The organism is Streptomyces sp. B15, assembly GCF_018070605.1.
Taxonomy (GTDB): Bacteria; Actinomycetota; Actinomycetes; order Streptomycetales; family Streptomycetaceae; genus Streptomyces; species Streptomyces smyrnaeus.
In genome coordinates, this window is the sequence record NZ_JAGPXJ010000021.1 from 1 (window position 1) to 25,273 (window position 25,273).

Sequence of the window (25,273 nt, forward strand, 5' to 3'; positions counted from 1 at the left end):
GCCTGCGCAAAGGCTCACGCGGTGGTCGACCGCCCGGCTTCGACGAAGACCGCTACAAGAAGCGCAACACCGTCGAACGGGCGATCAACAGGCTGAAGCAGTCCCGGGCAGTCGCCACCCGCTACGACAAGCGCGGATACGTCTTCCTCGGCACCGCCACAGCAGCAGCCCTGTTCATCTGGCTCCGCACATGATCGACCGGACAAGTCCTAGCCGAAGCTGCCACAGCGTGTAGCAGTTGTGGCAGGTCTCTCACTGCACCATCTGGGTGTCCGAAACCAGCGCACAGATGGGCTGCAGGATGCTCCAGAACAGGTCATCAGAGAGCTCGGCAGAACCGGCGATGAGTATCGCTCGTCTCCATGGTGAGGCGTGCATAGTGTGCGGGACCGTACACGGTGAGCTGTCGCCCGCAGGCACGATGCAGGCGACCTATAGCGGTCGAGCCCGCCGTTGGCCGGTAGTCGTCTGCAAGCAGCACGAGTTCCTGGTCGATGCTCGGTGACCGCGGGCGCCGCCCAGTACGGGCGCGGCGACTACGTGGTGGACAAGTCCACGCGGAAGGAGAGGCCGCCCGAGCCCGCGTGGGTAGGGCGCGTGCAGACGGTCATCGACGACGAGTGGGTCCGCCTCGTCAACCCGCACGGCGCCGAATGGATCACCCGCAAAAAGGATCTGCGTGAGGCCTCGGCCGCGCAGCGGGCCGCCTACGACTCCGCCGTTCCCTACCGCGTGGGACCGCGACCGTGAGCGCTCTGCGGCTCCGCGTCTCCGGCGACGGTGGCCGCACGTGGAGCAGATGGCGGCGACTGCGCGGCAGCATGCGCTGCGCGGCCAGTGGGAGCTGGCCGCCGTGCCGGTGCCCGGTCTGCCGACGGAGGCCGTGACCGTCATGCCACCCGAGCCCGCGGCCATCGCAGCCCGGCGCGGCACCTGGTACGGGACCTGCCCTCGCTGCAAACGGCCCCTCAGCCTCACCAGCGACCGCAGCGACCACGGCCACGTCGTCAGCAGCCGCTGCCGCGCCTGCCCACCCGCAGAGAAGGAGAAGCCCAAATGACAGCCGGATACTGCGCGTGGCACGACGGCCCGGCCGACGACGTCGCGCTCATCGTCGTTCACGAGCAGGGCTCCGGGGCTGGAAGCGGCGCGTATGCGTGTCTGCCGTGCGCCCGGCCCATGGTCGGCCGGTGGACCACCTCCCGTTACGCGGAAGAGGCGATTGCGGAGTTGGAGAAGCGCGCCGCCTCGGCCACGACCGCTCAGGAGGCCGGCCGTGCCTGAGCTTCCTGACAGCCCGGTCCAGTCCCTGAGCCGCCATCTGCGCCAGCAGCTGCACCTGCACGGGCGCCGCCGCGCGGCACAGACGCCCTTCCTCCTCGCCGTGTGGCAATTCACGCCGCGTGAGGACCGCGCCACTGTGCTGGCACGCCTCGCCCGGCACTCCCGAAACGCGGTCCTGGCGGCGCCTGCCGACCAGGCCGAACGGCTGGCCAAGCAGCTACGCCGGGACGCCCGGCCCTGCGAAGCATGGCAGGACGTCATCGTGGCGCCCGCCTTCGACGCCGACTGGCAGACGCAGCTGGAGGCCGCCCTGGTGCTCCTCGCCGCCTGCCCGGACCGCCGCGCCGCCCTGCCCGTTGCCGTTGCCGAGCCGGAGGACACGCCATGACGGACCGAGACACGCTCCTGACCGTGGTGGACGAAGCCCTCTCCCACCACTGGGCCGGCACCCCACTGACCGTGCCCGCCGCCTGGACGGACGCGCCCCTCACGGACCGGGCGGCGACCTTCACCCATCTGGCGTGGCAGGCCCGCTCTGCAGAGGTCGCCCACCCTGCGACCCACCCCGCCAGCCGCCTGGCCCTGGCCGCCGCGCAGGAGGCCCACATGTGGGAGCTGGCCCTGAACGCGGGCGGCATCCCGTTCCAGTTGCGGGCCCACTGGCTGGCACACGACCCGCCCGAGGTCCAGCTGGAGGCCTGCGCCCGACTCCTGGCCGCCGCCCGTACCGGCGTGCTGCCAGCAGCTCCGTACCGCTGCGCGATCTGCCCAGCGGAACGGGGCCTCCACCTGATCAGCAGCGTTCGGTGCTCGGGACCAAACCTGGAGGAGTGGCGCTGTCAGGTGTGTGCCCAGCTCCCCCTCGATCCGGGCGACCTGCCCGGCAGCGTAGAGGCGATCTACCGCAGGCACCGGCACCGCAGCGACGACCGCCCCCCATGACCCCCGCCCCGGGCGGGCCGGCACGCAAGGCGTCCACTCCAACGCGTGACGGCCACAGCCCGGAGGCGGGTCCCCCGAGAAATCCGGCAGAAGGAGGAGCACGATGCTCGCGCTGATCCTGGCTGGGTAGGCTCGTCGTCCTCGTCCGGGGCCCGCTGCGCGCCGGTGTGCCCGCGCGACGGCGAACGCTGCCCCGATCCACCCCGATGACCGCCCTGGCCGTCCGTGCCTCCCCCGTCGCCGGCCGGGGCTCACCCGGACGAGGTCTGTGAGTGGCACGCCGAGGGCGGAGGCGACGCGCAGCAGCCGGCTCAGGCGGGCGTCGGTGGTGCCGGCTTCGATGCGCCGGACGGTGGTCCGGTCTACGCCTGACAGTTCGCGGAGTCCTTCTTGGGTGAGGTCGGCCCCACAGCCGTCGCTGCCGGCCTCGTCGTCCGATGGGGCGTCGTCGCTCAAGGGGCCGGTCGGGCTTCGGGCCGGCTGCGGGCCGGGCCGCGGGGTGGGCACCCGTCGCGTGGTGGCGGACCATGATCGTGAGTCAGCGGACTCACCGCGGACAGAAAGCCGGGATGGGGCGGACGAGTCGGCCTGTACGCCGGGTTCTGTCACCTGGCGGCCTTGCGGCCGCCGGGGTGGCGGTCATCCATCTGGGACCGGTGTTACCACCGGCCTCGTGCGGTCTACCCGCGGACTCGGGCGGGCCGCCCTCGATCGTCCGCGCAGGGCCGCGATCCCGCGGCCCCTCTTGACCTTGCTCCGGATGGGGTTTACCTAGCCGCCCAGGTCACCCTGGGCGCTGGTGGTCTCTTACACCACCGTTTCACCCTTACCGGGTCCGTCCGAGGACGGCCCGGCGGTCTGCTTTCTGTGGCACTGTCCCGCGGGTCACCCCGGGTGGGTGTTACCCACCATCCTGCCCTGTGGAGCCCGGACGTTCCTCGGCGGAAGTGCGCTGGGCACTCCCGACGCGACCGCCCGGCCGGCTCGTCCGCCGTGCGGCCCATGGTACCCGCCGACGGCCGGGGCTCTCCGCGCGGTGCGGGCCGGGTGGTCGTGGGCTCAGCCCCTTCCGATGTAGGGCATCTTCGTGGCCAGCACCGTCGCGAACTGGACATTGGCCTCCAGCGGCAGGGACGCCATGTGCAGGACGGTGCGGGCCACGTCCTCGGCGTTCATGGTCGGCTCCGGGGCGCGGCTGCCGTTCGCCTGGGGGACGCCCTGGCTCATGGCCGCCGTCATCTCGGTGGCGGCGTTGCCGATGTCGATCTGCCCGCAGGCGATGTCGTACGGGCGGCCGTCCAGGGAGAGGGATTTGGTCAGGCCGGTCACCGCGTGCTTGGTCGCGGTGTAGGCGATCGAGCCGGGGCGCGGTGTGTGGGCCGAGATGGAGCCGTTGTTGATGATCCGGCCGCCCTGGGGCCGCTGGTTCCGCATCAGCCGGAAGGCACCCTGGGCGCACAGGAAGGCGCCGTGCAGATTGACCTCCACGACGCCGCGCCACTCCTGGAAGGAGAGCTCTTCCAGCGGTACGGCGGGACCGAACGTGCCGGCGTTGTTGAACAGCAGGTCGAGTCGGCCCTCCCGCTCACCCACGGCCTCGAACAGCGCCGTGACCGCGGCCGGGTCCGTGACGTCCGTGGGTACGCACCGGGTGGTGGCGCCCCCGGCCAACTGCGCGGTCTGCTCCAGCGTCTCGCGGTGGCGGCCCGCCAGGACGACGGTCCAGCCCGCGTCGGTGAGGGTGAGGGCGACGGCGCGGCCGATCCCGGAGCCGGCGCCGGTCACCACGGCCGTACCGGGGGCGCGGACGCTGTCTGCCGTCCCTCCCGCGTCGTGGGCCTGGTGCGGCTGCGGACCTGAATCGCGCCCGTGTGCGTGGTGGTTCTCCTGCGTCATGGGCGCAGCGTACGTGCGGTGGCACGGTGGCCGGGAAACGTCGTCGCCGGAGGGTCGGTTGCCATCGCGGCCGACCGGGCGGGGAACAAACGTGTGGGACGTTCCCGGAAACCCTGGGAGAATGTTCGGGTCCGTGACAATCTCCTGGAGAGGTGCATGACCAAGACCGGCCCCCAGCAACCGGCCGCAATACCCGCCGACCCCTCGCAGCACCCGGAAGCCGCGGCAGCAGCCACCGCGGACACCGCCCGGGAATCCAGGGCGATTCCATCGGAAGCCCGCACCATCTCCGAAGCCCGCACCGCGCCGGAGAGCGGGAGCGCAGCACCCGCGTCCTCCTCCGGGGTCCGCCCGGGAGAGGCCCCCATGACGCGGCGGCGCCGCGCCGGGCTGTTGTTCACCCTCATCCTCGGCGGGCTGACCGCGCTCCCGCCCCTCTCCATCGACCTGTACCTCCCGGCGCTCCCGGAGGTCAGCTCGGCGCTGCATGTCCCGGCCGCAACCGCGCAGCTCACCCTCACCGCCTGCCTCGTCGGGCTGGCTGTCGGACAGTTGGTCGCCGGGCCGATGAGCGACCGGTTCGGCCGCCGCCGCCCGCTGCTGATCGGCATGGCCTGCTACATCGTCGCCGGTGTCGCCTGCGCGCTGGCGCCCACCGCCGCCACCCTCACCGTCTTCCGGCTCGCCCAGGGCCTCGCGGGGGCGGCGGGCATCGTGATCGCCCGTGCCGTCGTCCGCGACATGTACGACGGGCTGGCGATGGCGCGGTTCTTCTCCACCCTCATGCTGATCTCCGGCGTCGCGCCGATCCTCGCCCCCGTGCTCGGCGGCCAGGTGCTGCGTTTCACCGACTGGCGGGGCGTCTTCTTCATCCTCGCCGGGATCGGCCTGCTGCTTCTGCTGGTCGTCCTGCGCAAGCTGCCCGAGACGCTGCCGGCCGAGCGCCGCCACAAGGGCGGGCTGCCCGACGCGCTGCGCACCATGCGCGGGCTGCTGGCCGACCGGGTCTTCACCGGCTATCTGCTCACCGCGAGCCTGGCCTTCGCGGCGCTCTTCTCCTACGTCGCGGCCTCGCCGTTCGTCGTCCAGGAGATCTACGGCGCCTCGCCGCAGACCTTCAGCCTGCTGTTCATGGTCAACTCCATCGGGCTGGTCGCCCTCGGACAGCTCAACGGGAAGGTCCTGGTCGGCCGCGTTCCGCTGGACCGGGTGCTGGCCTTCGGGCTGTGCATGGTCGGGGTCGCCACCGTGGCACTGCTGCTGATGACCGCCGGCGTCTTCGGACGTGTCGGGCTGGCGCCGCTGGCCACCGGACTGTGCGTCATGATGTCCGGCATGGGGCTGATCATGCCGAACGCCAATTCCCAGGCGCTGATGCGCACCCCGCACGCGGCCGGTTCGGCCTCGGCGCTGCTGGGCACCTCGCAGTTCCTCATCGGCGCCGTCGCCTCTCCGCTGGTGGGTGTCGCGGGGGAGCAGACCGCCGTTCCCATGGCGCTGGTCCAGCTCAGCTCCGTCGCGCTCGCCGCGCTCGCCTTCGTGGCACTCTGCCGCCCATGGCGCGTACGCGACTGAGGAGCGTGGCCTCCCTGGACGACGCCGCCGCGCGGCGCCGCTTCCGGGAGAAGGCCGGGCTCGACGGTGACCAACTGGCCGCACTGGCCCAGGAGATCGACGCACTGCCCACCGCGGGCTGGTGCGCCGGTGCGGTCGTGCTGGCCGGCCGCGGCCCGTACATCGCGCTGGAGCACGCCACCGGCTGGGCGCTGCGGTATGCCGCCTGGGATCCGGAGGCGGGGCTGCCGGTCGAGCTGCCGCGTGAGAAGTGGCTGCCCATGCGGGTGGAGACCGTCTTCGACCTCGCCTCCCTCACCAAGCTGTTGACCGCGATCGCCGCCCTCCAGCAGGTGGAGCGCGGCGTCCTCGCCCTGGACACGCCCGTCGTCGACCACGTCGACCCGCGCGCGGGACTGGTCACCGACCACGGCATCACCGTCCGTCATCTGCTCACCCACACCTCAGGGCTGCGCGCCGAGCTGCCCTTCTACGAGCACAACACCGCCGCCCACCCCGAGCTGCTGTGGAGCGAGAAGCCGCTCACCGAGCCCGGCTCCTCCTACCTGTACTCCGATCTCAATCTGCTGCTGCTGGAAAGCGTGCTGCGGATGGCGACGGGGCAGCCGCTGGACGCGCTCGTCCGGGAGGGGGTCACCACACCGCTCGGTATGGACCGCACCCGCTTCAACCCGCCCCGCTCCTGGCGCTCCGCCATCGCCGCCACCGAGGACCAGCGCAGACCCTGGGCCAAGGTCAACCGAGGACTGATCCACGGCCGGGTGCACGACGAGAACGCCTATGCGAGGGGCGGCGTCGCCGGGCATGCCGGACTCTTCTCCACGGCGCGCGACCTCGCCGTGCTGTGCCGCACCCTGCTCGCGGGAGGTGCCTACGGGCCGGCCCGCATCCTGGCGCCCTCCTCGGTGGCCGAGCTCCTGGGGCCGCCCGGGCTCGGTTTCCAGACCGGTGCCGCCTGGTTCATGGGGGAGCTGGCCGGGCCCGGCTCCCGCGCCGCCGGGCACACCGGCTTCACCGGGACCAGCCTGGTGCTCGACCCGGCGACCGACACCTTCCTGGTGCTGCTCGCCAACACCGTGCACCCCGTGCGCCGGTCTCCCGACAGCCGCCCCCGCGCCGCCGCGGCCACCCGGCTGGCCCGCGCGGTGCTGTGAACCCCGCACCGCCCCGGCACCGGCCCCGGCACCGGCCCCGGCCCCGGCGCCCGGGCGGGGCGAGCGCGGTGCTCGGGCTTCCTACACTGGTGAGGTGATCGAGCAAGAACTGCGCGGCGCGCTCGCCGCAGCGCTGGAGGGGCTGCCCGCGCGGCAGGCGTCGGCCGCCGTCGAGCGGCTGATCGCCCACTACCGGGGCGAGACCCCCACCGGCGCCCCCGTGCTGCGGGACGGTGCCGACGCGGCCGCGTACGCCGCCTACCGGATGCCCGCCACCTTCGCCGCCGCCTGCGCGGCGCTGGACGCGCTGGCCGAGCGCGCCCCGGACTGGGCGCCCGCCAGCCACTTGGACGTGGGCGGCGGTACGGGCGCCGCGGTGTGGGCGGCGGCACAGGTGTGGGGGCCCTCCTCGGGCCCGGCCGGGGAGGCGCCGCGTTCGACGGTGGTCCTCGACTGGGCCGAGCCCGCGCTGGCCCTCGGCCGTCGGCTGGCGGCGGGTGTGGAGGCGCTGCCCGAGGCTCAGTGGCGCCGCGGCTCGCTGCGCGGGGGCCCCGCGCCGGAGCTGGGGGCCGCTGCCGATCTGGTGACCGCCTCCTATGTGCTGGGAGAGCTCGGTGCCGAGGACCGGGGCGCTGTCGTGGAGGCGGCGGCACAGGCGGCGCGGGGTGCCGTGGTGCTGGTGGAGCCCGGTACGCCGGACGGTTATCTGCGTATCCGTGAGGCCCGCGAGGCGCTGATCGCCGCGGGGCTGCGGGTGCTCGCGCCCTGTCCGCACGACGGGACCTGCCCGATCGCGGTCGGCCAGGACTGGTGCCACTTCGCGGTACGGGTCGCCCGCTCCTCGCTGCACCGCCGGGTCAAGGGCGGGGAGCTGCCGTATGAGGACGAGAAGTTCAGCTATGTGGTGGCGGTACGGGAAGCGGGGCCGGACGCTCCGGCGGGTGTCCGGGCGGGGGCGCCCGCGAGAGCGCGCGTCGTGCGGAAGCCGCAGCTGCGCAAGGGGCAGGTGCTGCTCGATCTCTGCGAGGACGGCGGCGCCCTGCGCCGCCGTCCTGTCACCAAGCGGGAGGGCGACACCTATCGGGCCGCCCGCAAGACCGGGTGGGGAGCTGCGTGGTGACCGGCCACGGCCCCACCCTCGGCGAGGTTCCTACGGCCGGAGCTCGGCGGTGACGCATTTGACGCTGCCGCCGCCCTTCAGCAGTTCGGTGAGGTCGACGGGTACGGGTTCGTAGCCGCGGGCCCGCAGGGGTGCGAAGAGGCCGGTGGCCGCCTCCGGCAGGAACACATGGTGGCCGTCGCTGACGGCGTTGAGGCCGAGGGCGAGGGCGTCGCTCTCCTCCGCGAGCAGCGCCTGCGGGAACAGCCGTGCGAGAACGGCCTGGCTGCCGGGGGAGAAGGCGGCCGGGTGGTACATCACGTCGTCCGTCTCTGCGTCCAGCACGCACAGGGCCGTGTCCAGGTGGTAGTAGCGCGGGTCCACCAGGTCGAGACCGATGACGGGGCGGCCGAAGAACTCCTGGGCCTCCCCGTGGGAGAGCGGGCTGCTGCGGAAGCCGCGGCCTGCCAGCAGCCAGGAGGAGGTGACGGCGAAGTCGCCTTCGCCCTCGTTGATGTGGGCGGGTTCGGTGACGTCGGCGAAGCCGTGGGCGCGGTACCAGGCTCGGTGTGCGGCTGCCTCCCCGGCGCGTTCGGGGTGGGCGAACCGGGCACCGAGCACTCTGCCGTCGACGACGGTCGCGCCGTTGGCGGCGTAGACCATGTCGGGCAGCCCCGGTTCCGGGTCGAGGATCTCGACGGTGTGGCCGAGTGCGCGGTAGCGGTCGCGGAGGGCTTCCCACTGGGCGAGCGCGAGGGGAAGGTCCACGGGCTTGCCGGGGTCCATCCAGGGGTTGATGGAGTAGGTGACACGGAAGTGGGCCGGAGGACACATCAGATAGCGACGGGTTGCGTACATCTCAGGCTCCTCAGGGAACGAGCGTGCTGCGGTGTGCTCATGGTGCTCCCTGAGGGGCCTGTTCGTGTGGATTGTCGGTCAAGTGCTCCGGACCGCACAGCGCCGGCCCGCGCTACTCACGTGACTCCCGGAGCCTGCGCAGCAGTTCGCGCTTCTGGGCGAGCGGGTCGGTGCCGCCGCCCGGTCCGTGTCCGCCGCCCCCGGCGCCCCGCAACTGCTTGCGGGACAGATGTGCGCGGGTTCCGCCGACTCCGAGCATTTTTCCGCCGCGTCCCTTGCTCATGGACGTCTCCTCTCCTCGTACGGGGCATGGTGCTCGCTGGTCGAGACGTATCGTCTCGCTTGCGTCTCATCGAGCATGACCGAGACGTATCGTCTTGTCAAGACGGTTCGTCTCGTCTCAACACGCTGCTAGATTCGGGTCATGTCATCCACCACCGCGAAGAGCCCTGACGTCTCGCGCCGCAGTGAGCGCTCCCGTAAGGCGATCCTTCAGGCCAGCATGGAACTGGTCGGCGAAGTCGGTTATCCCAAGCTGACCATCGAGGCGATCGCGGCCCGTGCCGGTGTGGGCAAGCAGACCATCTACCGCTGGTGGCCCTCCAAGGCGGCGGTGCTGCTCGACGCCTTCACCGAGGTCGTCCACGACGAGGACTACAGCAGCGGCCTCCCCGACACCGGTGACATCGAGGCCGACCTGAAGTATGTGCTGCGCGCCACCGCCGACGAGTTCTCCGACGCGTCCTTCGAGGCGCCCTACCGCGCGCTGGCCGTCGCGGCGGCGGCCGATCCCGAACTGGCCGATCAGTTCGTCTCCCGGCTCAGTGAGCCGGGCGTACGGGTCTACATCGAGCGGCTGCGCGCGGGGCAGGAGGCCGGGCAGATCGACCCCGACCTCGATCTGTACCTCGCCGTCGAACTGCTGCTCGGCCCCTTCCAGCAGCGCTGGCTCAACCGCACGGGTCCGCTGACCCACGAGTTCACCGACGGGCTGGTCGAACTGGCCATGCGCGCCCTGGCCCCGCGTGGCGCCCCGCGCTGAGAGCCGACCCTCCCCGCCAGGGCTGGGAGCGGAATCCCTCCGGCTCCCCGTCAGGGCTGTGCGCCCGACAACGCCAGACTGCCCGGCCGGTCCGTGACGATGCCGCTGCACCCCAGCTCCAGCATCCGGTCGCGGGTCGCGCGGGTGTTGACCGTGTGCGACCACACATAGGTGATGCCCGAGCGCAGGGCCTTGCGGACATGCCGGGCCGACGCCCGGTGGTCGACGCTGAGCATCGTCACGTACTCCCTCCAGCGCTTCGGCCGGTCGTGGGCCAACTGGCGTGCCGAGCGCCACACGGCCGTCAGCAGGCCCTGCTCATGGGCCTTGGCCGCCACCTTCGGGTCGTTGGACTCCACCAGGACGGAGCGGGTGAGGTGCCGGTCGCGGATGAGCCGGGCCAGCCGGGGCAGCCCGGCGGGGTCCTTCAGTTCCAGCATCAGGAGCGTGTCGCCACCGAAGCGGTCGAGGATCTCCCGGGCGGCCGGGGGGCGCTCGGATCGCCACTGTCCCGGCAGGCTGCGCTTGGGGGTGACGCGCACCTTCTGCCACGCTTTCCAGTCCAGTGCGCTGACCTTGCCGTGCTTGTTGGTGGTGCGGTCGAGCGTGGCGTCGTGCATCGCCACCAGCGTGCCGTCGCTCAGCCGGCGGATGTCGACGTCCAGGACGCGCGCGTATCCGCGGCGCTGGGTCGCGACCAGTCCTTGCATGCTGTTCTCCGGGACTTCCAGGGCGCCACCCCGGTGTGCGGCGATGGTGGTGCCGGAGAGCCGTGCGCCCCGGGGTGCGACCTCGCGGGGAGCCTCCCCCGGCCCTCGGGCGGAAGGCGCCCCCGGCGCGGCGGCGGACGGGCCGGTGCGCCCGGCCGGCGCGGCCGGTGCGGCCGGTGCCGCGGCGAGGGTCAGGGCGAGCAACGGGACCAATGGGACAAAAGCCGCCTTTGTGACCATGATCCCAAGCTAGGGGCGACCGGGATGATGTGCCGGGCGGGGCGTCCGCCCGGGTGGCCCCCAGGGGTGACGCTCCCGACCCCGCGTACCGGACCGGCCGCAAGGAGGCGCAGGATAGAGGAGAGACATCCGTGATCCGTGGATTCCGCCTCAGCGCGCCGCAGGGCTGCGTACCCTCGGAGTTCACGGTTCCCGGTCGCGGAGTGAGGCGGTAGATGGAACGCGAGAGCAGGATCGCCCAATGGTTGCGCCGCCGGGCCGAGCGCGCCGAGGCCGCGCGGCCCGGCGCACGGTCCGCGGAACGAGGAGCCTCGGCGCGCGGCTCCGGGGGACGGCGCTGGGGCGGACGGGGCGGCCAGCCGGCCGCCGAGGCCGCGGAAGCGGCCCGGGACCGCGAAGTCCTCCTGCTCACGGCCGCCGAGGCCGGGTTCCCCCTGGCCCCCGCCGCTCACCCGTCCGGGTACGGCTGCTCGTGCGTACGGATCGGCTGTCCCACCCCCGGCAGGCACCCCGTCTCCTTCGCCTGGCAGACCCAGGCCACCACCGACCGCGCCCAGATCGAGCGCTGGTTGCGCGCCGAACCGGAGGCCAACTTCATCACCGCGACCGGCCGCGCCCACGATGTGCTGGACGTCCCGGCGGAGGCCGGGTACGCGGCGCTGGCCCGGCTGGAGGAGCGGGAGCCGGCCGCCGACCCCGGCGTCGAGCCGGTGCTGGGGCCCGTCGCCCTGCTGGGCGAGGGCCGGATGCTGTTCTTCACCAAGACCCGCGGCACGCCCGAGGACGAGGACGAGTGGTGGCCCTGCGAGTTGGACAGCCACCCCGAGACGATGGAGGAGCACCCCGGCCTGCGCTGGCACTGCCGGGGCAGCTATGTGCTGCTGCCGCCCTCACGGCTGCCCGACACCTCCGAGGGGGTCCGCTGGCTGCGCTCACCGAGCCCGGGCAGCCCGCTCCCCGAGCCCCTCGCCCTGCTGGAAACCCTCACCGACGCCTGTGCAGAGTACGCACTGACGGCGGACGGCCGGGAGGAACCCGCCCCCTGGCCGGTCCGCTGACCCCCCCGCGCCCCGCCCGGACCGCTGCCGGGGCGCACGGCGGGGAGTGCGGGGCAAGGGGGCGTGCGGCGAGGGAGCGTGCGGCGACGCGGACGTCAGCTGCCCCGCGCGGCTGTCAGGCCCTCGATACGGCTCAGGAAGGTGACCTTCCCCTCGGCCTTCCCCGCGCGCTTGCCCGGCACGGTGACCGCCTGCTCCGAGACCCGTACGAAGGTCACCGACTGCTTCGGCGTGCCCGACATCAGCGCCTTCACCAGCGGGTCCTTGATCTTCGGCTTGTAGCCCCGCGGCAGCGTCTGCTTGTGGTGGTGGTGCGAGGTGAAGAACACCAGCGCCCCGCCGTCCTTGGTCCGCAGCCCGAACGGCGCGTACTGCGGCGGCCGTGCCGCCTGGTCGGCGAACTCGTTGCGCACATTCGTGCGCTTCATCGCCTTCTCGCGCTGCTCGCGCAGCTTGGTGGTGTGCGGCCCGGCGGCGAAGTCGTCGCCGGCACCCTCCTGGAGATAGCGGGTGTAGCGCTTGCTCAGCTCGTCCGGCGGCACGCTCAGGCCGGAGGCGCCACCCACCGGCACGGCCTTCACATGGCCGTGCTCGTCACGGGCGAACCGGGGGATGCGGTCGGGGTCGACGACCGAGAGGTACGACGCCTTCCACGGCCCTTCGGCCCGGTCACGCTGGAAGACGAACAGCCACCGGCCCTGCCCCTTGCGGTTGCTGCGCGAGTCGGTGACGAAGAACTTGGGCCAGCCCGCCTGTTCGGGGATCAGATAGCGGGTGTCGGTCAGCTCCAGCGGCCGGTAGTCGGGGTTGCCCTTGGGGTCGACCTTCTTACGGGACCTGAGCCCCGCCTGGTCGATGGCGCCCAGCGCACCCGACTCGATGGTGGCGTTGAGCTTGGCGTCGTAGGCGGTGTTGGCCTTGTTGTTCGTCTTGACGAACGTCTTGAGGACCTTCGCCGCTTCCGCCTTGCTCAACGCGGGGACCACGGCGCTCTCGCCGTGCACGGTCACGCAGCCCGTGAGCGAGGCGAGCAGCGCCCCGGCCGTCACGGCCGCTGCCAGCGGTATGCGCGGGGGCTTGCCAGCCCTCAACCCCTTCACCTGTTCCCACCCTCCCGGTGCTGTCGGCGAACGCACCTTATCCTGCGCGGTCTGGCGCGCCGCGTACTGCCTGGCACAGTATGCGCGGCAGGGTGATCGAGCGGGACGATCAGGGGGGCGCATGACCCGGACTGCCGAAGGCGACACGGAATCCGCGGCGTTCGGTGCGGCACTGCGCCGGTTACGGGCGGCACAGAAGACGGCCAAGGGGGTCTCGCTCTACTCGCGCTTCGTCAACCGGCCGTTGGGCCGCGTCCTTGCCGCGGCGGCCCACCGCGCCGGTCTCACCCCGAACCGGGTGACGCTGCTGAGCGCGGCGTGCAGCTTCTCGGGGGTCGCGGCCGTGGCGCTGGTGCGGCCGTCGTGGACGCTCGGGGTGTGCGTCTACGCCGCGCTCGTCGTCGGCTTCGCGCTGGACTCGGCCGACGGGCAGCTGGCGCGGCTGCGCGGCGGCGGCAGCCCGGCGGGGGAGTGGCTGGACCACGTCGTGGACTGCGCCAAGATCGTCGGGCTGCACTCGGCCGTGCTGATCTCCTTCCACCGCTTCGCCGACCTGCCCGGCCAGGGATGGCTGCTGGTCCCGCTGGGCTTCCAACTGGTGGCGGTGCTGCTCTTCTTCGGCGGGCTGCTCACCGACAAGCTCCGCCCCCGGCGGCCCGACGGGGGAGCGGCTGCCCGACCCCCCTCGCCGCTGCGGGCCGTGGCACTGCTGCCGGTGGACCACGGCGTCTTCTGCGCCGTCTTCCTGCTGCTGGGCGCCCCGGGGGCCTTCCGCACCGGGTACGCCGTCCTGTTCGTCTGCTACACGCTCTTCCTCGCGGCGTTCGCGGTCAAATGGTTCCGGGAGCTGTCCGCCCCACCTCCGGGGTGACCGACTCCGAGGGGGCCGCGTCGAGCGCGTCGAGTGCACGCCGCAGCTGAGTGCTGGAGGTATGCATGGTGTACGGGAAGTAGACGACCTCTACGCCGACGGTGCGGAAATCGGCCTCCAGCCTTTCGCCCTTCGGCGTACCGCGCCAGTCGTCCCCCTTGAACAGCACATCGAACCTCACCTGCTGCCAGGTCTCCAGTTTGTCCGGCACCGTCTCCACGAACGCCGCGTCCACGAACCGGATGCTGCGGACGATCTGCAGCCGTTCGATGAGCGGGATCACGGGCGGGCGGCCCTTGGCACGCTCGGCCATCTCGTCCGAGACGACGCCGGCGACCAGGTAGTCGCAGCGGGAACGGGCGTGCCGCAGCAGGTTCAGATGGCCGACGTGGAACAGGTCGTAGGCACCGGGCGCGTAGCCGACGGTGTGGGTCATGTGAGGTCCCCCCTGGACGCATGACGTTGGCTGTACGCCGGCCCTCCCCGACCGCCGTACATCGCTGCATGCAACCACAACCCGCAAGAAACAGGGACAGGTTGGCGAAAGCGTGCACGATCGGCGCTACGCTGCCCCGGGGAATCCTGTGGGGGGATGTATGGCGAACAGCGACGCAGCGCGCGGAAGGGGCACCGGGCCCGGACCGCTGCGCGACGGGGGGCCCGGACGCCGGGTGGTGCTCGTCTCGACCAACTACGCACCCGAGCAGGCGGGCATAGGACCCTATGCCGCGCAGCTCGCCGAGCACTGGGCGACACAGCCCGGCTGGGACGTGCACGTCCTGGCCGGTATGCCGCACTATCCGGCCTGGCGTACGGACCGGGCCTACCGGGGGGTGTGGCGGGCGACCGAGCTGCGTGCCGGAGTGCAGGTGCACCGCCGCAGCCACACCGTCCCGCCCCGGCAGACGGCCGCCCGCCGGGCGCTGTACGAGGCGTCCATCCTCGTCCACGGCCTGCTGGCGCCGCCCCGCCTGGGCGGGCGGCCCGACGCCGTCGTCGCCCAGCTGCCCAGCCTCGCGGGCGGGCTGCTGGGCGCCCGGCTGGCCCGCGCCGCCGAAGTGCCGTTCATACCCGTCGTACAGGACCTGATGGGGGCGGCGGCGGCCCAGAGCGGCATCCGCGGCGGCGGCCGGGCCGCGGCGCTCGCCGGCCTGGCCGAGCGCCGCGTCCTGGCGTCGGCCACCCTCGTCGGCGTCATCCACGAGAGCTTCATCGACCGCGTCGCCGCATTGGGCGTGCCCGCCTCGCGCATCCGGACCGTCCCCAACTGGACGCACACGGCCCAGGCCGCGCGGCCACGGGAGGAGACCCGCGCCCGGCTCGGCTGGCGGCGGGACGAGACGGTCGTGCTCCACGCCGGCAACATGGGCCTCAAGCAGGGCCTGGAGGTGCTGATCGAGACCGCCCGGCTGCTCGAGGGCGAACAGGGCCGGGAGCGGTTACGCATCGTCCTGATGGGCGACGGCAACCAGCGCCGGCACCTCGCCCGGCTGGCGGCGCCGCTGTCCGGTGTCGAGCTGCTGCCGCCCGCAGCCGAGGCCGACTTCCCCGACGTACTGGCCGCCGCCGATGTGCTGGCCGTCACCCAGCGCGCCACCGTGCTCGACATGAGCGTCCCCTCCAAGCTCACCTCCTACTTCGCCGCGGGCCGCCCCGTCATCGCCTCCGTCGCCGCCGACGGCGGCACCGCCGGGGAGGTGCGCCGCTCCGCGGCCGGGGTCCTGGTGCCGCCCGAGGACCCCGAGGCGCTCGCCACCGCCCTGCGCTCCCTCGCCGCCGACCCGGCCCGTGCCGCCGCGCTCGGTGCGGCGGGCCGCGCCTACGCCACCGGCCATCTCGGCCGGGAGGCGGCACTGACCAGGCTGACGGAGCTGCTGGAGGAAGCCCTCACCCTGCCCCCCGCCCCCGATCACCCCCCGACCGTGTCCCGGACACGGCACCGGCGTGGCGCGCTGCCGGGTGCGGCCCCGGGGGCGGCCCGGCAGCAGGGCGGTCCGGCGTGAGCGGTCATGGCGCGCCCGCCGCCGGTGGCGAGCGGGACCCGGGCGCCGCACAGCCCTACGACGAACCCGACCTGCTCCGCGACCAGTTCCGGCAACTCCTGCGCTACCGCTGGCTGATCGTGCTCGGCGTCGCCTTGGGGCTGCTCGGCGGCGGCTGGCTCGGTATACGCGGCGCCGACTCCTACACCGCCACCACCGAGATCTCCGTCCGGCCGCTGCCCATCGACAGCAGCGGCGAGAAGACGGCCCCCGGCGAGACCAGCATGGGCTCGGAGCGGCGGACCGCGCTCAGCAGCGTCGTCGCCGAGCGGGCCGCACGGAAGCTGCACACCGACACCGGCCCCCAGCGGCTCGCGGCGGATCTGCAGGTCACCAACCCGCCCGAGACCCGCATGCTGCGCTTCGCCTACACCGCGCGCAGCCCCGGGGCCGCAGCCCGCAGCGCCAACGCCTTCGCCGCGGCCTACCTCGACAACCGCGAGAAGGACGCCACCACCCGCGTCGCGAGCATGGTGGAGTCCTACGAGAAGCAGCGTGCCCCGCTCACCAAGGAACGCGACCGGCTCGCCGAGGAGATCGCCTCCTCCGGCAAGGAAGGCGCACTCGACGGCACGCTGTCCGCGCACTCCTCCGCCGTCAACCGCATCGCCGAGATCAACGGCAGCATCAGCGACCTGCGCGCCGAGGACACCACCCCGGGCCGCGTCGTCACCGAGGCCACCCCGCCCGGCGCGCCCGCCGGGCCGGGGCTGCCGCTGATGGTCGGCCTCGGTGCGGCCGTCGGCATCGGCCTCGGCCTGCTCGCCGCCTGGGTACGGCTCGTCTTCGACCCGGCCGTGCGAACGCCCGGCGATGTCGTACGCGCCTTGCACGCGCCCGTACTCGGCACCCTGCCGCGCCGAGGGCGCGGCGGCGGCCACGGCCCCGGCAAGCAGAAGGGCGCCGCCCGCCGGGGCCGCTCCCGCTCGCTGCTCGCCGACGGCCGGCTCGCCGAGGAGTACCGCTCGGTGGCGTTCCGGCTCGCCTATGACGAGACGTTCGCGCGCCGCCGCCGCGTCCTGGTCGTCCCGCCGCGCGGCGGCATCGACACCGCGCTGGCCGCCTCCGTCAACCTGTCGGCCTCCTTCGCCGAGATGGGCAAGGAGGTGCTGCTGCTGGAGGCGGATCTGCGCACCCCCTCCCTCACCGAGCGGCTCCGGCAGGCCGACGGCGTCCAGCCGGGGGGTATCTCCCGGCCGGGGGCCCCCGGGTGGGCCCGCGCCCCCGGCCACGGCACCATCGGCTGGCCCACCGGTCCCCGCGTCCCCATCGACGCGGGCGAGTCCGGCGTCTTCGACCTGGTGCCCGGCCACCGCGTCAGCAAGGTGCCCCGCGCGCTGACCTCGTCCGCCGTCACCCAGCTGATCGGGCACGCCGACGAGCGGGACTCGGTGCTCATCGTGCTCGCGCCCGCCGTGCTGTCGTACGCCGACGCCATCGCGCTCATCGACCGGGTCGACTGCGTGCTGATCGTCTGCGACCCGCGGGAAGTGCGGCGCGACGATCTGGCGCGGATAAGGGAGCTGGTCGCCGGGGCGGGCGGGTGCGTGCTGGGTGCCCTGCTGCATTCCGAGGGCACCGGCAGTGAGCCCGGGCGGCGGGGTACCACCCGGCCTCCGGCCCCGCCCGACCGCGGGGCACCCGTGCGGCAGCGCGGGGCGGAGCTGGTGCGCGAGGGCGTCGGACTACGGGTGATGGACCGGTGAGGGGCAGGGGTCGATGCGACGGTCGCCGCGGACACGCACGGCCCTCCTGTGTTCCGTGGCCGACCAAGGCGTGGCAGCGGCGACGAACATCGCCGTGCTCGTCGTCGCCGCCCGCCAGTCGGACGTGCACGCCTTCGCCACGTTCTCCCTCGTCTACACGGTCTTCACCGTCCTCCTCGGCCTGACCGTCGCCTATGTGGGCCAGGCCCTCGTCCTGGAGAAGGGCGAACCGGCGGAGCACACCACCGTGGCGCGGTCCTGCCGCTCGGCGGTCGGGTTCACCGCGGCGGCCTCCACGGCGCTGGGCGCGCCCGCCGCGCTGGTGCTGTGGACGGTCGGCGGTGGGGCGGCCGCCGCGCCGGCGGCCCTCGCGCTGGTGCTGCCGCTCGCGCTGACGCAGGAGACCACCCGCTACGCCTTCGCCACGCTCCACCGCCCCCACTGCGCCCTCGCGGCGGATGTGCTGCGGCTGGGCTGCGTGGTGCCCGCGCTCGCCGCCCAGCCGCACGGCGCCGGCGCACCCAGGCTGCTCCTGGTGTGGGGGCTGTCCGCACTGCCCGCGCTCGCGGTGGCGCTGTGGCTGCTGCGGCGGCACACCCGGGGCGCGGGCCAGGACCCGGGCCGCTATCTGCGCCGGGACCACCTCGGCCGCAGGTTCGCCGTCGAGTTCGGTGTCGGCAACGCGGGCAGCCAACTGGCCGTCATCGGGCTCGGACTGCTCGCCGATCCGCTGGCGGTGGGCGCGCTGCGCGGCGCCACCACCCTCTACGGGCCGATGAACGTACTGTTCAACGCCGCCACCGGATTCGGGCCGCCGCTCCTCAACCGCACCGCGGGACCCCGCCGCGCGGCACGTGCGGCGGGCGCCGCCGGGGGAGTGCTCGCCGGGCTGGCCGCGGCCTGGACGACCGTTCTGCTGCTGCTGCCCGACAGCGCGGGCCGCGCGCTGCTCGGCGACACCTGGGCGTCGGCAGCCCGGCTGCTGCCCGCCACCGGCAGCCAGTACGCGGCGATGGCACTGGGCACCTGCGGGCTGCTGGCCCTGCGGGTGCTGCGCCCCCGCACGACGCTCCCCATCCAGCTGGTCTTCTCCCTCGCCTCCGTCGGCTGCCTGCTGGCCGGCTACGCGCTGGGCGGAGTGCTCGGCGCGGCCTGGGGGCTGTTCCTGGGCTCGGCGGCGAAGGGGACGGCGAGCTGGCTGCGGGCGGTACGGCTGTTGCGGCCCCTCTCCGGTTCGGGCGCGGGAGTGCCCCTGCCTGTCGTCCGCAGACTGCGGGCGCGTCGTGGCTTGTCGCGCAGTTCCCCGCGCCCCTGACGGGCGAGGTCTCTCCCCCCTTGCGGTGCTTGCCGGGCAAGCCCTAATGCTCCCCGCGGCCTTGCCGGAACGTCGTGACGAACGCGACGCACAGCACCGCGATCGCCACCCGTCCCATGCCCTGCAGCAGTGAGCCGCGCAGCAGGATGAAGCTGTAACCGGCCACGAGCGGCACCGCCACCGCCGCCACACTCCCCGGCCCCGCCCGCTCCCGCGGCCCGCGCCCCGGCCCTTGGGCGGCGGCGGCCTCCTGGGCGGTGCGCCGCGCATAGCGCCGGTCCGCGCGCGCGGCACCGTAGCCGACGGCGGCGAAGCCCGACACCATGCCCAGCGGGCCGAAGTCCAGCCACAGCTCCGCCCACAGCGGGGAGGACAGGTTCGGGTAGGGCATGCCCATCCACTCGCCGACCCGGGTCCCCGGGTCGTGCGGCTTGCCGGTCCACACCGAGCGGGGCACGAAGAACAGTGCCGTTCCCGACAGTTGGCGCCCGTAGCTGTGGCCCTCGCCGGAGCGGACGAAGGTGACGGTGTTGGCGAGCATGCCCGTCTGGTCGTAGTCCTTCATCGTCAGCGGTTCCAGTACCGACCCGGTCGTCTGCCGGGGCCGGTCGGTGCCTTCCTCGTAGCGGAACCGGTCGGCGAACGGGAAGATCACCAGCGCCACCGCCACACCGGTGGCCAGCGCGGCCCGGTACATCACCGGGCTGCGCGGGAACGCGGTGAACAACAGCGAGAACAGCACCGTCAAAAACCAGTAGCGGGGGTTGGAGACCGGGTTGTTGACGACGGCGTTGAGCGCCAGCATCGCCAGCCACAGCACCGGCACCAGCGGCCGGCGCCGCGCGGCCCTGGAGACCACCAGCCAGCGGGTGAGGAACAGCAGCGCCAGCAGCGCCGGTACGGTGCCGAACCCGCGCAGGAAGGCGGAGCCCGCCTGCGAGCCGGCCTGGGCGCCCGCCCCTCCTGCGAGGGACTCGCTGATCTCCTGCCGGTTGCTGAAGAAGACCGCCGGCCCGCCCAGCTCGGCCATCAGCAGCCCGCTGCCCGCCAGCGCCAGCACGCACAGCACATACAGCCGCCGCCGGTGCACGACCGCCGGCGGGCGGTGGCGCTCGTACATCCGGCTGCGCAGCGGCGGCCGGTGGCGGGCCAGCAGCGCCCCCACGTCGAAGGCGACGATCCCCGCCAGGACCAGCGCCGAGGCCAGCACGGTGTCCGCGCGCGGGCCGACCACCGGGGTCGGTGTGCTGTCCAGCACCGTCTGCGCCAGGGGTGCGATACCCATCGCGATGTAGCAGAACAGCCAGAAGGCGCCCTGGATGAGGCGGCGGTGCCCGGTCAGCACCATGGCCGCCAGGCGGGTGCCGGAGTACGCGCACGTCGCCAACTGGAGCCAGTAGGCGGCGTCGTGCGGGCCAGGACCCGGCTGGGTCGCGACCGCGGCCGGGAGCACGGCGACCAGGGCCGCCACCAGCGGGACGGCCAGCGCACGGGAGAGCACGGCCCGGGGCGGCGCCCAAGCGCCCTCGCGCTGACGCGGTGTCGGCGTGCGGATACCGGTGCTCATTACCGGCCCCGCGAAAGTCGGGAAAGGGCGGGGCAGGAGACGATAAAACGGTTAATGTCTCCCGGAGTATCCACCGAGGGGGCCCCATTGAAGGCGCTGCACATCGTCACGCTGCACACGCCCACCCACGACTTCGGCGGGCCCACCAGGGTCGCGCTCAATCTGTGCCGGGGGCTGCGGGCCAGGGGCGAGCGGGCCGCCCTGGTCGCCCTGGGCGACAACTTCCCGGCGGGGCGACTGCCCCGCAGCGTGGACGGGGTCCCGGCCCGGCTCTTCCAGGCCCGGCATGTGCTGCCGCGCTTCGAGGTCAGCGGCATCACCTCGCCCGCGCTGCTCGCCGCGGCGCCCCGCATGCTGCGTTCGGCGGACGTCGTCCACGTCCATCTGATGCGCGATCTGATCACCCTTCCCGTCGCGATGCTGGCCGCGCGGATGGGACGTCCCCTGGTGCTGCAGACGCACGGCATGATCGACCCGACCCGGAAGCGGGTGGCGCAGGCCGTGGACGTGCTGGGCCTGCGCCGGGTGCTGAAGGAGGCCGACGCCGTGCTCCATCTCACCCCGCAGGAGCGGGAGCTGACCGAGGCGGTGGTGGCGCCGGACCCGATGGGCCCGGCGTACCGGCTGGTGAACGGTGTCGCGCCGCAGCCCATGCGGAACCCGGGAGGTGCCGGCCGCCCGCCGACCGTTCTGTACTGCGCGCGGGTGCAGGAGGGCAAGCGCCCGCAGGACTTCGTGGGGGCCATACCGACGGTGCTGGACAAGCACCCCGACGCGCGGTTCGTGCTGGCCGGACCCGACACCGGCGCGCTGGCCGACGACATGCTGGCGCTGGCCCGTTCGCTGGGCGTCGGGCACGCGCTGGAGTACATCGGCGCGCTCGACCACGCGGGCGTCATCGCCCGGCTGCGCGCCGCCGACGTGTATGTGCTGCCGTCCATCAAGGACGCCTTCTCCGTCTCCGTGCTGGAGGCACTCTCGGTGGGGCTGCCCGTCGTCGTCACCCGTACCAGCGGACTGGCACCCGACGTGGCCGCCGCGGGGGCCGGGCGGCTGGTGGACAGCGCCCCGGACGATCCGCGTAACGGGGCCCGGATCGGCCGCGCGGTGCTGGAGCTGCTGGACCCGGCGGCGGGCGCGGCCGCCTCCCGGGCGGCTTGGCGGCTGGCCAGGGAGAGCTTCACGCTGGACGCGGTGGTGGACACGCTGCGGGACATATACGGGGCGGTGTGCGGGCGGGTCAGTGCCGGCCCCTCTCGCCCGACGCCGCCTCGCGCGCCTTGAGTCCGATCTGCCAGCGGTAGAAGCTCATCGCCAGCGCGTAGTCGAGCCCGGCGCGGCCGTCGAGGAAGCCCCTCCGCCAGCCGTAGGCGTAGGCGAAGGAGACCAGCGGTTTGAGCGGTGCCCGGTGGAAGAGACGGCCCTGCCGGGTCTTGGCCTGCCGGATCTGTTCCCGTACGGCCGGGTGCCGCTCCAGCCACGCCTCCCAGTCCGAGTAGCGGTTGTGCCGCTCGAACCAGGTGCGTACCGGGTCCAGATCCTGGTGTTCGATGGGGGAGCGGAGCCGCACCACCGGGTCGGCCAGCGGCTGGTAGTGGCCCTCCTGCTCGCCCATGCCGGGAGCGGCCAGGTCGTCGGGTTCGGGGAAGCGGCAGCGGGTGCGGTCCAGCAGCACCCGCTTGACGATGGTGTACCCGTGCCGGAGCCTGCGCCCCGCGAACCAGTAGCCGAGCGGGATGTCGAAGGCGGCGGGGCGCAGCGTGTGGCCGGGCGGCGGGTCGAAGAGGTGCCGTATCTCGGCCAGCAGTTGGGGGCTGGGCGTCTCGTCCCCGTCGAGGAAGAAGACCCAGTCGATCTCGGGGTGCACATGCTCCAGGCACCACTGCTTCTTCTTCGGGTAACCGCCGTCCCAGGTGTAGGGCAGCACCTCGGCGCCCTCGGCCTCGGCGAGTGCGCGGGTGTCGTCCGTGCTGTCCGAGTCGACCACGACGACGTGTGCGAAGTGGTCGATCACCGACCGTACGGTCGTGGCGATGTTCTCCGCCTCGTTCCTGGTCGGTATCGCGACGACGACGGGCAGCTTCTCCACGAGGGGCCTCTTCCGGTTTCGGGTGTCACGTCCTGGGCCGCACGCCTTCGCAGCGTCATGTCTTCAGGCGTCACGTCTTCGGTGTCACTTCTTGCCCGCCGCCTTGAGCAGTGGCTTGAACGTCGGGCACAGATGGGTGATCGCCGGCCCGGCGTTGTCGATCTCGCCGGCCCGCAGGGCGCTGATCGCGTCCTTGCGGCTCACCTCGGCCGTCGTGCGCAGCCGCGCGCAGGCGGTGCGGCCCGCCTCCAGCACGGCGGCCGGCTCCAGGCCCTCGGGCACCCGGCCGACCAGGTACTTCTTCTCCTTCTTGGTGAACGAACCGGTGGCGGGGGTGAGTCGGTCGCGGGGCAGCTTCGGGGTGGCCCGCTCCTCGGGGCGCCGCTCCTGGCCGTCCTTGGGCGGCGGTGGCTCCTTGCCCGGTGACGGGGGAGCGCTCGCGCCGGGCTGCCCGCTCTTCCCGCTCTCCTGCGTCCGGTGCTGCTTGTCCCCCTCCGCGCCGCAGCCGGCCGTCAGCGCCAGGGTGGCCGCCACGAGGGCGGCCACCGCGGTTGCTGCGGCCTTGTGGGCGCTCACGGCTTCCTGAAGGTCAGGGTGAGCTTGGGGCCGGTGCCCCCGGACTCGCGCGCCAGCAGCCACAGGCTGTCGCTGCCGGTGCTGGTGAGCGCCACGTCGAAGCTGCTGCCCGCCGCGTCACCGACCGCGCTCTTGCTGAGCGGGATGTCGTAGGCGGTGTTGCGCTCCGGCGCGCCGCTCAGCGTGCCCAGCGTCGCCGAGCCCAGGGACGGCCGGTCGGCGTAGGTCACCGAGGACTCCGACCACGAACCGGTGACCGGCCGGACGCTGATCGCGTCCGGAGTCGCCGCATAGCTGTCGTTGCTGGTGGTGACGGTGAGCCGGGCACTGTCCAGCACCATGCCGCTGGGCGGTGAGGGCACGTTGAACCGCAGATAGCTCTCGTACGGCGACGAGCCGCGCACGGCCAGCTGCTGGTGGGTGCCGTAGGTGGAGCCGGTCGAGGAACCGTTCACATACGCGTCGGCGGTCGCCTCCCGCTCCACCGTCGTCTCCGTCGGTGTCCCCGGCGTACGCACCGTGGCCCCTTCCGAGCGGGCGCTGGTGTTGGTGTCGTCCGCGTCGCTCGCGGTGATCCGGTAGGTGTAGTCCGTGCCGGGCTTGACGGTGGTGTCGGTGAAGCTGACGGTGGGCCGGTCCCAGAACGTGGAGTTGGCCCGCACGGTGCCCACCGGCTCGGAGCCGCCGTTGCGGTAGACGCGGTAGGTGAGCGTACGGTCGTCCAAATCGGTGCTGGCCGGCCAGGTCACCCGGACGCCCGCGGTGACGTTGGCCGCGCTCACCCCGTCGGGGACGGTCGGGTCCCGGGTGTCGGGACCGTTGGCGAAGCGCACCAGGCCCTGCTGGGGTTTGTTGCCGTTGGAGGCGATCCGGGAGAACGCGCCGCCCACCCACATGTAGTCGGTGCCGCCGCGGGAGGAGACCACCATCACCCGCGGTCCCACCTGCTCCACGTTCGCCGGTCCGTCGTCGGTGTCGGGGAACCACGACAGCAGCGGGGTGGGGTCGTCGACGGACTCGGCCAGCAGGTGCTGGCGCTCGTACAGCTCCCCGAACTGGCCCATGCTGGAGCAGTTGTGCGCGTGCGAGCTGCTGTAGAGCACGCCCTTGTAGACGGTCACATCCTGGGTCGCGCCCAGGCAGGTGTCCCGCCAGCGCTGGTCGAAGTCGTCCAGGTCCAGCGCGATCCGCCCGTCGAACACGCCGCCGCCGGTGCCCTCGTTGGCGGTGTAGATACCGGTCTCGTCCACATGGAGGCCCTTGACCACGGAGTTGCGCGGTACGAAGGTGCGGCCGTAGGCGCGCTTGAGCGCGCCGGAGGCCGCGTCGACCACGGCCAGCGCGTGCGAGTCCGTGCCCCGCACACGGGCGAAGTCACCGCCGAGTACGACGCTCTTCTTGTCCGGGGTGACCTCCACGGCGCGTCCGGTCAGATCCGCGTCGGCCCTCCAGGAGCGCAGCTCGCCGCCGGTGGTCAGCGCCGCGAACCTGCTGCGGCTCTGACCTTCCACCGAGGTGAAGTCGCCGCCCAGGTACACCGTGTCGTCGGTGGCGGCGAGCGCGTGCACGGTCGAGGACACCGACACGCTGAAGCCGGGCTTCACCTGGCACGTCGCGATGTCGATCGCGGCGACCCTGCTGACATGGGTGCCGTTCACGGCGGCGAAGTTGCCGCCCGCGTAGAGCGTCCCGCCGTCCGGCGAGACCGTCAGCGCCCGCACGGTGGCGGTACCGCTGCCCACCGTGAAGTTGAGCCGGCAGTCGGTGGGGGCGCCGGTCGCGGCGTCGAACGCGGCGAAGTTGACCGCCTGCCGCTCGCCGGTGCCCGGCTCGGCGCCCGGTGGGCGGATGGCCGAGAAGGTGCCGCCCGCGAAGACGACACCGTCGGACTGGGCCATGGCCCATACGACGCCGTTCGTCTGCCAGGTCGGTAAGTCGTCCGCCGTCATCGCCACCGGAGCGGTGAGGGCGTGCGCCTGCCGGGTCCCGCTGTCGGTGAGGGCCGGGCCGGCCAGGGCCGTGGCGGTCAGGGCCAAGGCCGCTACCGCGGTTGCCGCCTTACGGCGATTGGTGCGTTTCATGTGCTGTCCCCAGGGTTTGGTGCTGTGTCTGTCCTGTTCCGGTGCGGGGGTGCCCCTGCCGGGCCGTT

25 protein-coding genes, 1 other RNA gene and 2 pseudogenes are annotated in these 25,273 nt (G+C 73.1%); 16 read left to right on the forward strand and 12 right to left on the reverse strand.

Annotated elements, in window-relative coordinates:
* The 6 genes and pseudogenes from KBY19_RS12445 to KBY19_RS12470 all read left to right on the forward strand — a co-directional run.
* Positions 1-194 (forward strand): annotated as a pseudogene (locus KBY19_RS12445) (IS5/IS1182 family transposase); the annotation flags it as partial.
* Between the two features lie 307 nt (positions 195-501).
* Entirely contained in the window at positions 502-750 is a 249-nt protein-coding gene (locus KBY19_RS12450; protein ID WP_210955398.1) for a hypothetical protein, read from the forward strand.
* Positions 751-790: 40 nt separating this feature from the next.
* Complete coding sequence (locus tag KBY19_RS12455; RefSeq protein WP_210965770.1) at positions 791-1,060, forward strand: hypothetical protein; 270 nt, start codon at positions 791-793, stop codon at positions 1,058-1,060.
* A complete protein-coding gene (locus KBY19_RS12460) occupies positions 1,057-1,284 on the forward strand; it encodes a hypothetical protein (RefSeq protein ID WP_185019673.1) in 228 nt (75 codons plus the stop codon). The genes KBY19_RS12455 and KBY19_RS12460 overlap by 4 nt, the downstream gene beginning before the upstream one ends.
* Positions 1,277-1,672, forward strand: coding sequence for a hypothetical protein (locus KBY19_RS12465; protein WP_185016743.1), 396 nt, complete (start codon positions 1,277-1,279; stop codon positions 1,670-1,672). The genes KBY19_RS12460 and KBY19_RS12465 overlap by 8 nt, the downstream gene beginning before the upstream one ends.
* On the forward strand, positions 1,669-2,226 hold the full coding sequence (locus KBY19_RS12470; RefSeq protein WP_210965771.1) for a hypothetical protein: 558 nt from the start codon (positions 1,669-1,671) through the stop codon (positions 2,224-2,226). Before KBY19_RS12465 ends, KBY19_RS12470 begins: the two co-directional genes overlap by 4 nt.
* Positions 2,227-2,547: 321 nt before the next feature.
* Here KBY19_RS12470 and KBY19_RS36435 read toward each other — a convergent pair.
* The 3 genes and pseudogenes from KBY19_RS36435 to KBY19_RS12485 form a co-directional block, all read right to left on the reverse strand.
* A pseudogene (locus KBY19_RS36435) lies at positions 2,548-2,733 on the reverse strand (hypothetical protein); the annotation flags it as partial.
* A 68-nt stretch (positions 2,734-2,801) separates the two neighbouring features.
* An RNA gene (gene rnpB, locus KBY19_RS12480) (RNase P RNA component class A) lies at positions 2,802-3,213 on the reverse strand.
* 72 nt (positions 3,214-3,285) lie between these two features.
* Entirely contained in the window at positions 3,286-4,122 is an 837-nt protein-coding gene (locus KBY19_RS12485; RefSeq protein WP_099880316.1) for an SDR family oxidoreductase, read from the reverse strand.
* A 156-nt stretch (positions 4,123-4,278) separates the two neighbouring features.
* Between KBY19_RS12485 and KBY19_RS12490 the strand changes: the two genes are divergently transcribed.
* The 3 genes from KBY19_RS12490 (at position 4,279) to KBY19_RS12500 (ending at position 7,971) form a co-directional block, all read left to right on the forward strand.
* Complete coding sequence (locus tag KBY19_RS12490) at positions 4,279-5,697, forward strand: multidrug effflux MFS transporter (RefSeq protein WP_180289624.1); 1,419 nt, start codon at positions 4,279-4,281, stop codon at positions 5,695-5,697.
* A complete protein-coding gene (locus KBY19_RS12495; RefSeq protein WP_210955410.1) occupies positions 5,679-6,851 on the forward strand; it encodes a serine hydrolase in 1,173 nt (390 codons plus the stop codon). The genes KBY19_RS12490 and KBY19_RS12495 overlap by 19 nt, the downstream gene beginning before the upstream one ends.
* Before the next feature lie 94 nt (positions 6,852-6,945).
* On the forward strand, positions 6,946-7,971 hold the full coding sequence (locus tag KBY19_RS12500; protein ID WP_307842312.1) for a small ribosomal subunit Rsm22 family protein: 1,026 nt from the start codon (positions 6,946-6,948) through the stop codon (positions 7,969-7,971).
* 30 nt (positions 7,972-8,001) lie between these two features.
* Here the strand turns inward: KBY19_RS12500 and ddaH are convergent, their stop codons facing one another.
* Complete coding sequence (gene ddaH / locus KBY19_RS12505; protein ID WP_099880311.1) at positions 8,002-8,808, reverse strand: dimethylargininase; 807 nt, start codon at positions 8,806-8,808, stop codon at positions 8,002-8,004.
* A 112-nt stretch (positions 8,809-8,920) separates the two neighbouring features.
* Positions 8,921-9,091, reverse strand: coding sequence for a DUF6243 family protein (locus tag KBY19_RS12510; protein ID WP_180289623.1), 171 nt, complete (start codon positions 9,089-9,091; stop codon positions 8,921-8,923).
* Positions 9,092-9,232: 141 nt separating this feature from the next.
* On the opposite strand from KBY19_RS12510, the gene KBY19_RS12515 reads away from it, so the two are divergent.
* Positions 9,233-9,850, forward strand: coding sequence for a TetR/AcrR family transcriptional regulator (locus KBY19_RS12515; RefSeq protein WP_099880308.1), 618 nt, complete (start codon positions 9,233-9,235; stop codon positions 9,848-9,850).
* A 50-nt stretch (positions 9,851-9,900) separates the two neighbouring features.
* On the opposite strand, the gene KBY19_RS12520 is transcribed toward KBY19_RS12515, so the two are convergent.
* A complete protein-coding gene (locus tag KBY19_RS12520; protein WP_099880305.1) occupies positions 9,901-10,800 on the reverse strand; it encodes a glycerophosphodiester phosphodiesterase family protein in 900 nt (299 codons plus the stop codon).
* Between the two features lie 215 nt (positions 10,801-11,015).
* Between KBY19_RS12520 and KBY19_RS12525 the strand changes: the two genes are divergently transcribed.
* On the forward strand, positions 11,016-11,858 hold the full coding sequence (locus tag KBY19_RS12525; RefSeq protein WP_185016740.1) for a bifunctional DNA primase/polymerase: 843 nt from the start codon (positions 11,016-11,018) through the stop codon (positions 11,856-11,858).
* 95 nt (positions 11,859-11,953) lie between these two features.
* On the opposite strand, the gene KBY19_RS12530 is transcribed toward KBY19_RS12525, so the two are convergent.
* Positions 11,954-12,958, reverse strand: coding sequence for a hypothetical protein (locus tag KBY19_RS12530; protein WP_307842313.1), 1,005 nt, complete (start codon positions 12,956-12,958; stop codon positions 11,954-11,956).
* Positions 12,959-13,079: 121 nt separating this feature from the next.
* On the opposite strand from KBY19_RS12530, the gene KBY19_RS12535 reads away from it, so the two are divergent.
* On the forward strand, positions 13,080-13,829 hold the full coding sequence (locus KBY19_RS12535; protein ID WP_210965772.1) for a CDP-alcohol phosphatidyltransferase family protein: 750 nt from the start codon (positions 13,080-13,082) through the stop codon (positions 13,827-13,829).
* Here KBY19_RS12535 and KBY19_RS12540 read toward each other — a convergent pair.
* Positions 13,789-14,265: an adenylyltransferase/cytidyltransferase family protein gene (locus KBY19_RS12540; RefSeq protein WP_209210645.1), complete on the reverse strand. Its 477-nt coding sequence runs from the start codon at positions 14,263-14,265 to the stop codon at positions 13,789-13,791. The genes KBY19_RS12535 and KBY19_RS12540 overlap by 41 nt on opposite strands.
* Positions 14,266-14,425: 160 nt before the next feature.
* Between KBY19_RS12540 and KBY19_RS12545 the strand changes: the two genes are divergently transcribed.
* Genes KBY19_RS12545 through KBY19_RS12555 form a run of 3 tightly spaced genes read left to right on the forward strand, consistent with a single transcriptional unit; the run spans position 14,426 to position 18,892 of the window.
* Positions 14,426-15,832, forward strand: a complete 1,407-nt coding sequence (locus tag KBY19_RS12545; protein WP_210955415.1) for a glycosyltransferase family 4 protein — start codon at positions 14,426-14,428, stop codon at positions 15,830-15,832.
* On the forward strand, positions 15,829-17,577 hold the full coding sequence (locus tag KBY19_RS37210; RefSeq protein WP_210965773.1) for a lipopolysaccharide biosynthesis protein: 1,749 nt from the start codon (positions 15,829-15,831) through the stop codon (positions 17,575-17,577). The genes KBY19_RS12545 and KBY19_RS37210 overlap by 4 nt, the downstream gene beginning before the upstream one ends.
* A gap of 13 nt (positions 17,578-17,590) precedes the next feature.
* Positions 17,591-18,892 (forward strand): hypothetical protein, encoded by a 1,302-nt coding sequence (locus KBY19_RS12555; protein ID WP_247690912.1) that lies wholly within the window; start codon positions 17,591-17,593, stop codon positions 18,890-18,892.
* A 43-nt stretch (positions 18,893-18,935) separates the two neighbouring features.
* Here the strand turns inward: KBY19_RS12555 and KBY19_RS12560 are convergent, their stop codons facing one another.
* Positions 18,936-20,459, reverse strand: a complete 1,524-nt coding sequence (locus tag KBY19_RS12560; RefSeq protein WP_210955416.1) for an O-antigen polymerase — start codon at positions 20,457-20,459, stop codon at positions 18,936-18,938.
* Between the two features lie 87 nt (positions 20,460-20,546).
* Between KBY19_RS12560 and KBY19_RS12565 the strand changes: the two genes are divergently transcribed.
* Positions 20,547-21,743, forward strand: coding sequence for a glycosyltransferase (locus tag KBY19_RS12565; protein ID WP_210955473.1), 1,197 nt, complete (start codon positions 20,547-20,549; stop codon positions 21,741-21,743).
* Here KBY19_RS12565 and KBY19_RS12570 read toward each other — a convergent pair.
* The 3 genes from KBY19_RS12570 to KBY19_RS12580 all read right to left on the reverse strand — a co-directional run bounded on the left by KBY19_RS12570 (position 21,700) and on the right by KBY19_RS12580 (position 25,205).
* A complete protein-coding gene (locus KBY19_RS12570) occupies positions 21,700-22,548 on the reverse strand; it encodes a glycosyltransferase family 2 protein (protein ID WP_099880293.1) in 849 nt (282 codons plus the stop codon). The two genes, KBY19_RS12565 and KBY19_RS12570, sit on opposite strands and share 44 nt — an antisense overlap.
* 84 nt (positions 22,549-22,632) lie before the next feature.
* Positions 22,633-23,124 carry a hypothetical protein gene (locus KBY19_RS12575; protein ID WP_099880291.1) on the reverse strand — a complete coding sequence of 164 codons (492 nt, stop codon included), beginning with the start codon at positions 23,122-23,124 and terminating at the stop codon, positions 22,633-22,635.
* Positions 23,121-25,205, reverse strand: coding sequence for a DNRLRE domain-containing protein (locus tag KBY19_RS12580; RefSeq protein WP_210965774.1), 2,085 nt, complete (start codon positions 25,203-25,205; stop codon positions 23,121-23,123). Before KBY19_RS12580 ends, KBY19_RS12575 begins: the two co-directional genes overlap by 4 nt.
* Positions 25,206-25,273: the final 68 nt, after the last annotated feature.

Excerpts from the sequence above, each read along its gene's own strand:
- KBY19_RS12460 (WP_185019673.1), top strand. The coding sequence starts at position 1,057 with ATGACAGCCGGATACTGCGCGTGGCACGACGGCCCGGCCGACGACGTC.
- KBY19_RS12470 (WP_210965771.1), top strand. The coding sequence starts at position 1,669 with ATGACGGACCGAGACACGCTCCTGACCGTGGTGGACGAAGCCCTCTCC.
- KBY19_RS12485 (WP_099880316.1), bottom strand. The coding sequence starts at position 4,122 with ATGACGCAGGAGAACCACCACGCACACGGGCGCGATTCAGGTCCGCAG.
- KBY19_RS12490 (WP_180289624.1), top strand. The coding sequence starts at position 4,279 with ATGACCAAGACCGGCCCCCAGCAACCGGCCGCAATACCCGCCGACCCC.
- KBY19_RS12495 (WP_210955410.1), top strand. The coding sequence starts at position 5,679 with ATGGCGCGTACGCGACTGAGGAGCGTGGCCTCCCTGGACGACGCCGCC.
- ddaH (WP_099880311.1), bottom strand. The coding sequence starts at position 8,808 with ATGTACGCAACCCGTCGCTATCTGATGTGTCCTCCGGCCCACTTCCGT.
- KBY19_RS12510 (WP_180289623.1), bottom strand. The coding sequence starts at position 9,091 with ATGAGCAAGGGACGCGGCGGAAAAATGCTCGGAGTCGGCGGAACCCGC.
- KBY19_RS12515 (WP_099880308.1), top strand. The coding sequence starts at position 9,233 with ATGTCATCCACCACCGCGAAGAGCCCTGACGTCTCGCGCCGCAGTGAG.
- KBY19_RS12520 (WP_099880305.1), bottom strand. The coding sequence starts at position 10,800 with ATGGTCACAAAGGCGGCTTTTGTCCCATTGGTCCCGTTGCTCGCCCTG.
- KBY19_RS12525 (WP_185016740.1), top strand. The coding sequence starts at position 11,016 with ATGGAACGCGAGAGCAGGATCGCCCAATGGTTGCGCCGCCGGGCCGAG.
- KBY19_RS12535 (WP_210965772.1), top strand. The coding sequence starts at position 13,080 with ATGACCCGGACTGCCGAAGGCGACACGGAATCCGCGGCGTTCGGTGCG.
- KBY19_RS12540 (WP_209210645.1), bottom strand. The coding sequence starts at position 14,265 with ATGACCCACACCGTCGGCTACGCGCCCGGTGCCTACGACCTGTTCCAC.
- KBY19_RS12545 (WP_210955415.1), top strand. The coding sequence starts at position 14,426 with ATGGCGAACAGCGACGCAGCGCGCGGAAGGGGCACCGGGCCCGGACCG.
- KBY19_RS12555 (WP_247690912.1), top strand. The coding sequence starts at position 17,591 with ATGCGACGGTCGCCGCGGACACGCACGGCCCTCCTGTGTTCCGTGGCC.
- KBY19_RS12560 (WP_210955416.1), bottom strand. The coding sequence starts at position 20,459 with ATGAGCACCGGTATCCGCACGCCGACACCGCGTCAGCGCGAGGGCGCT.
- KBY19_RS12580 (WP_210965774.1), bottom strand. The coding sequence starts at position 25,205 with ATGAAACGCACCAATCGCCGTAAGGCGGCAACCGCGGTAGCGGCCTTG.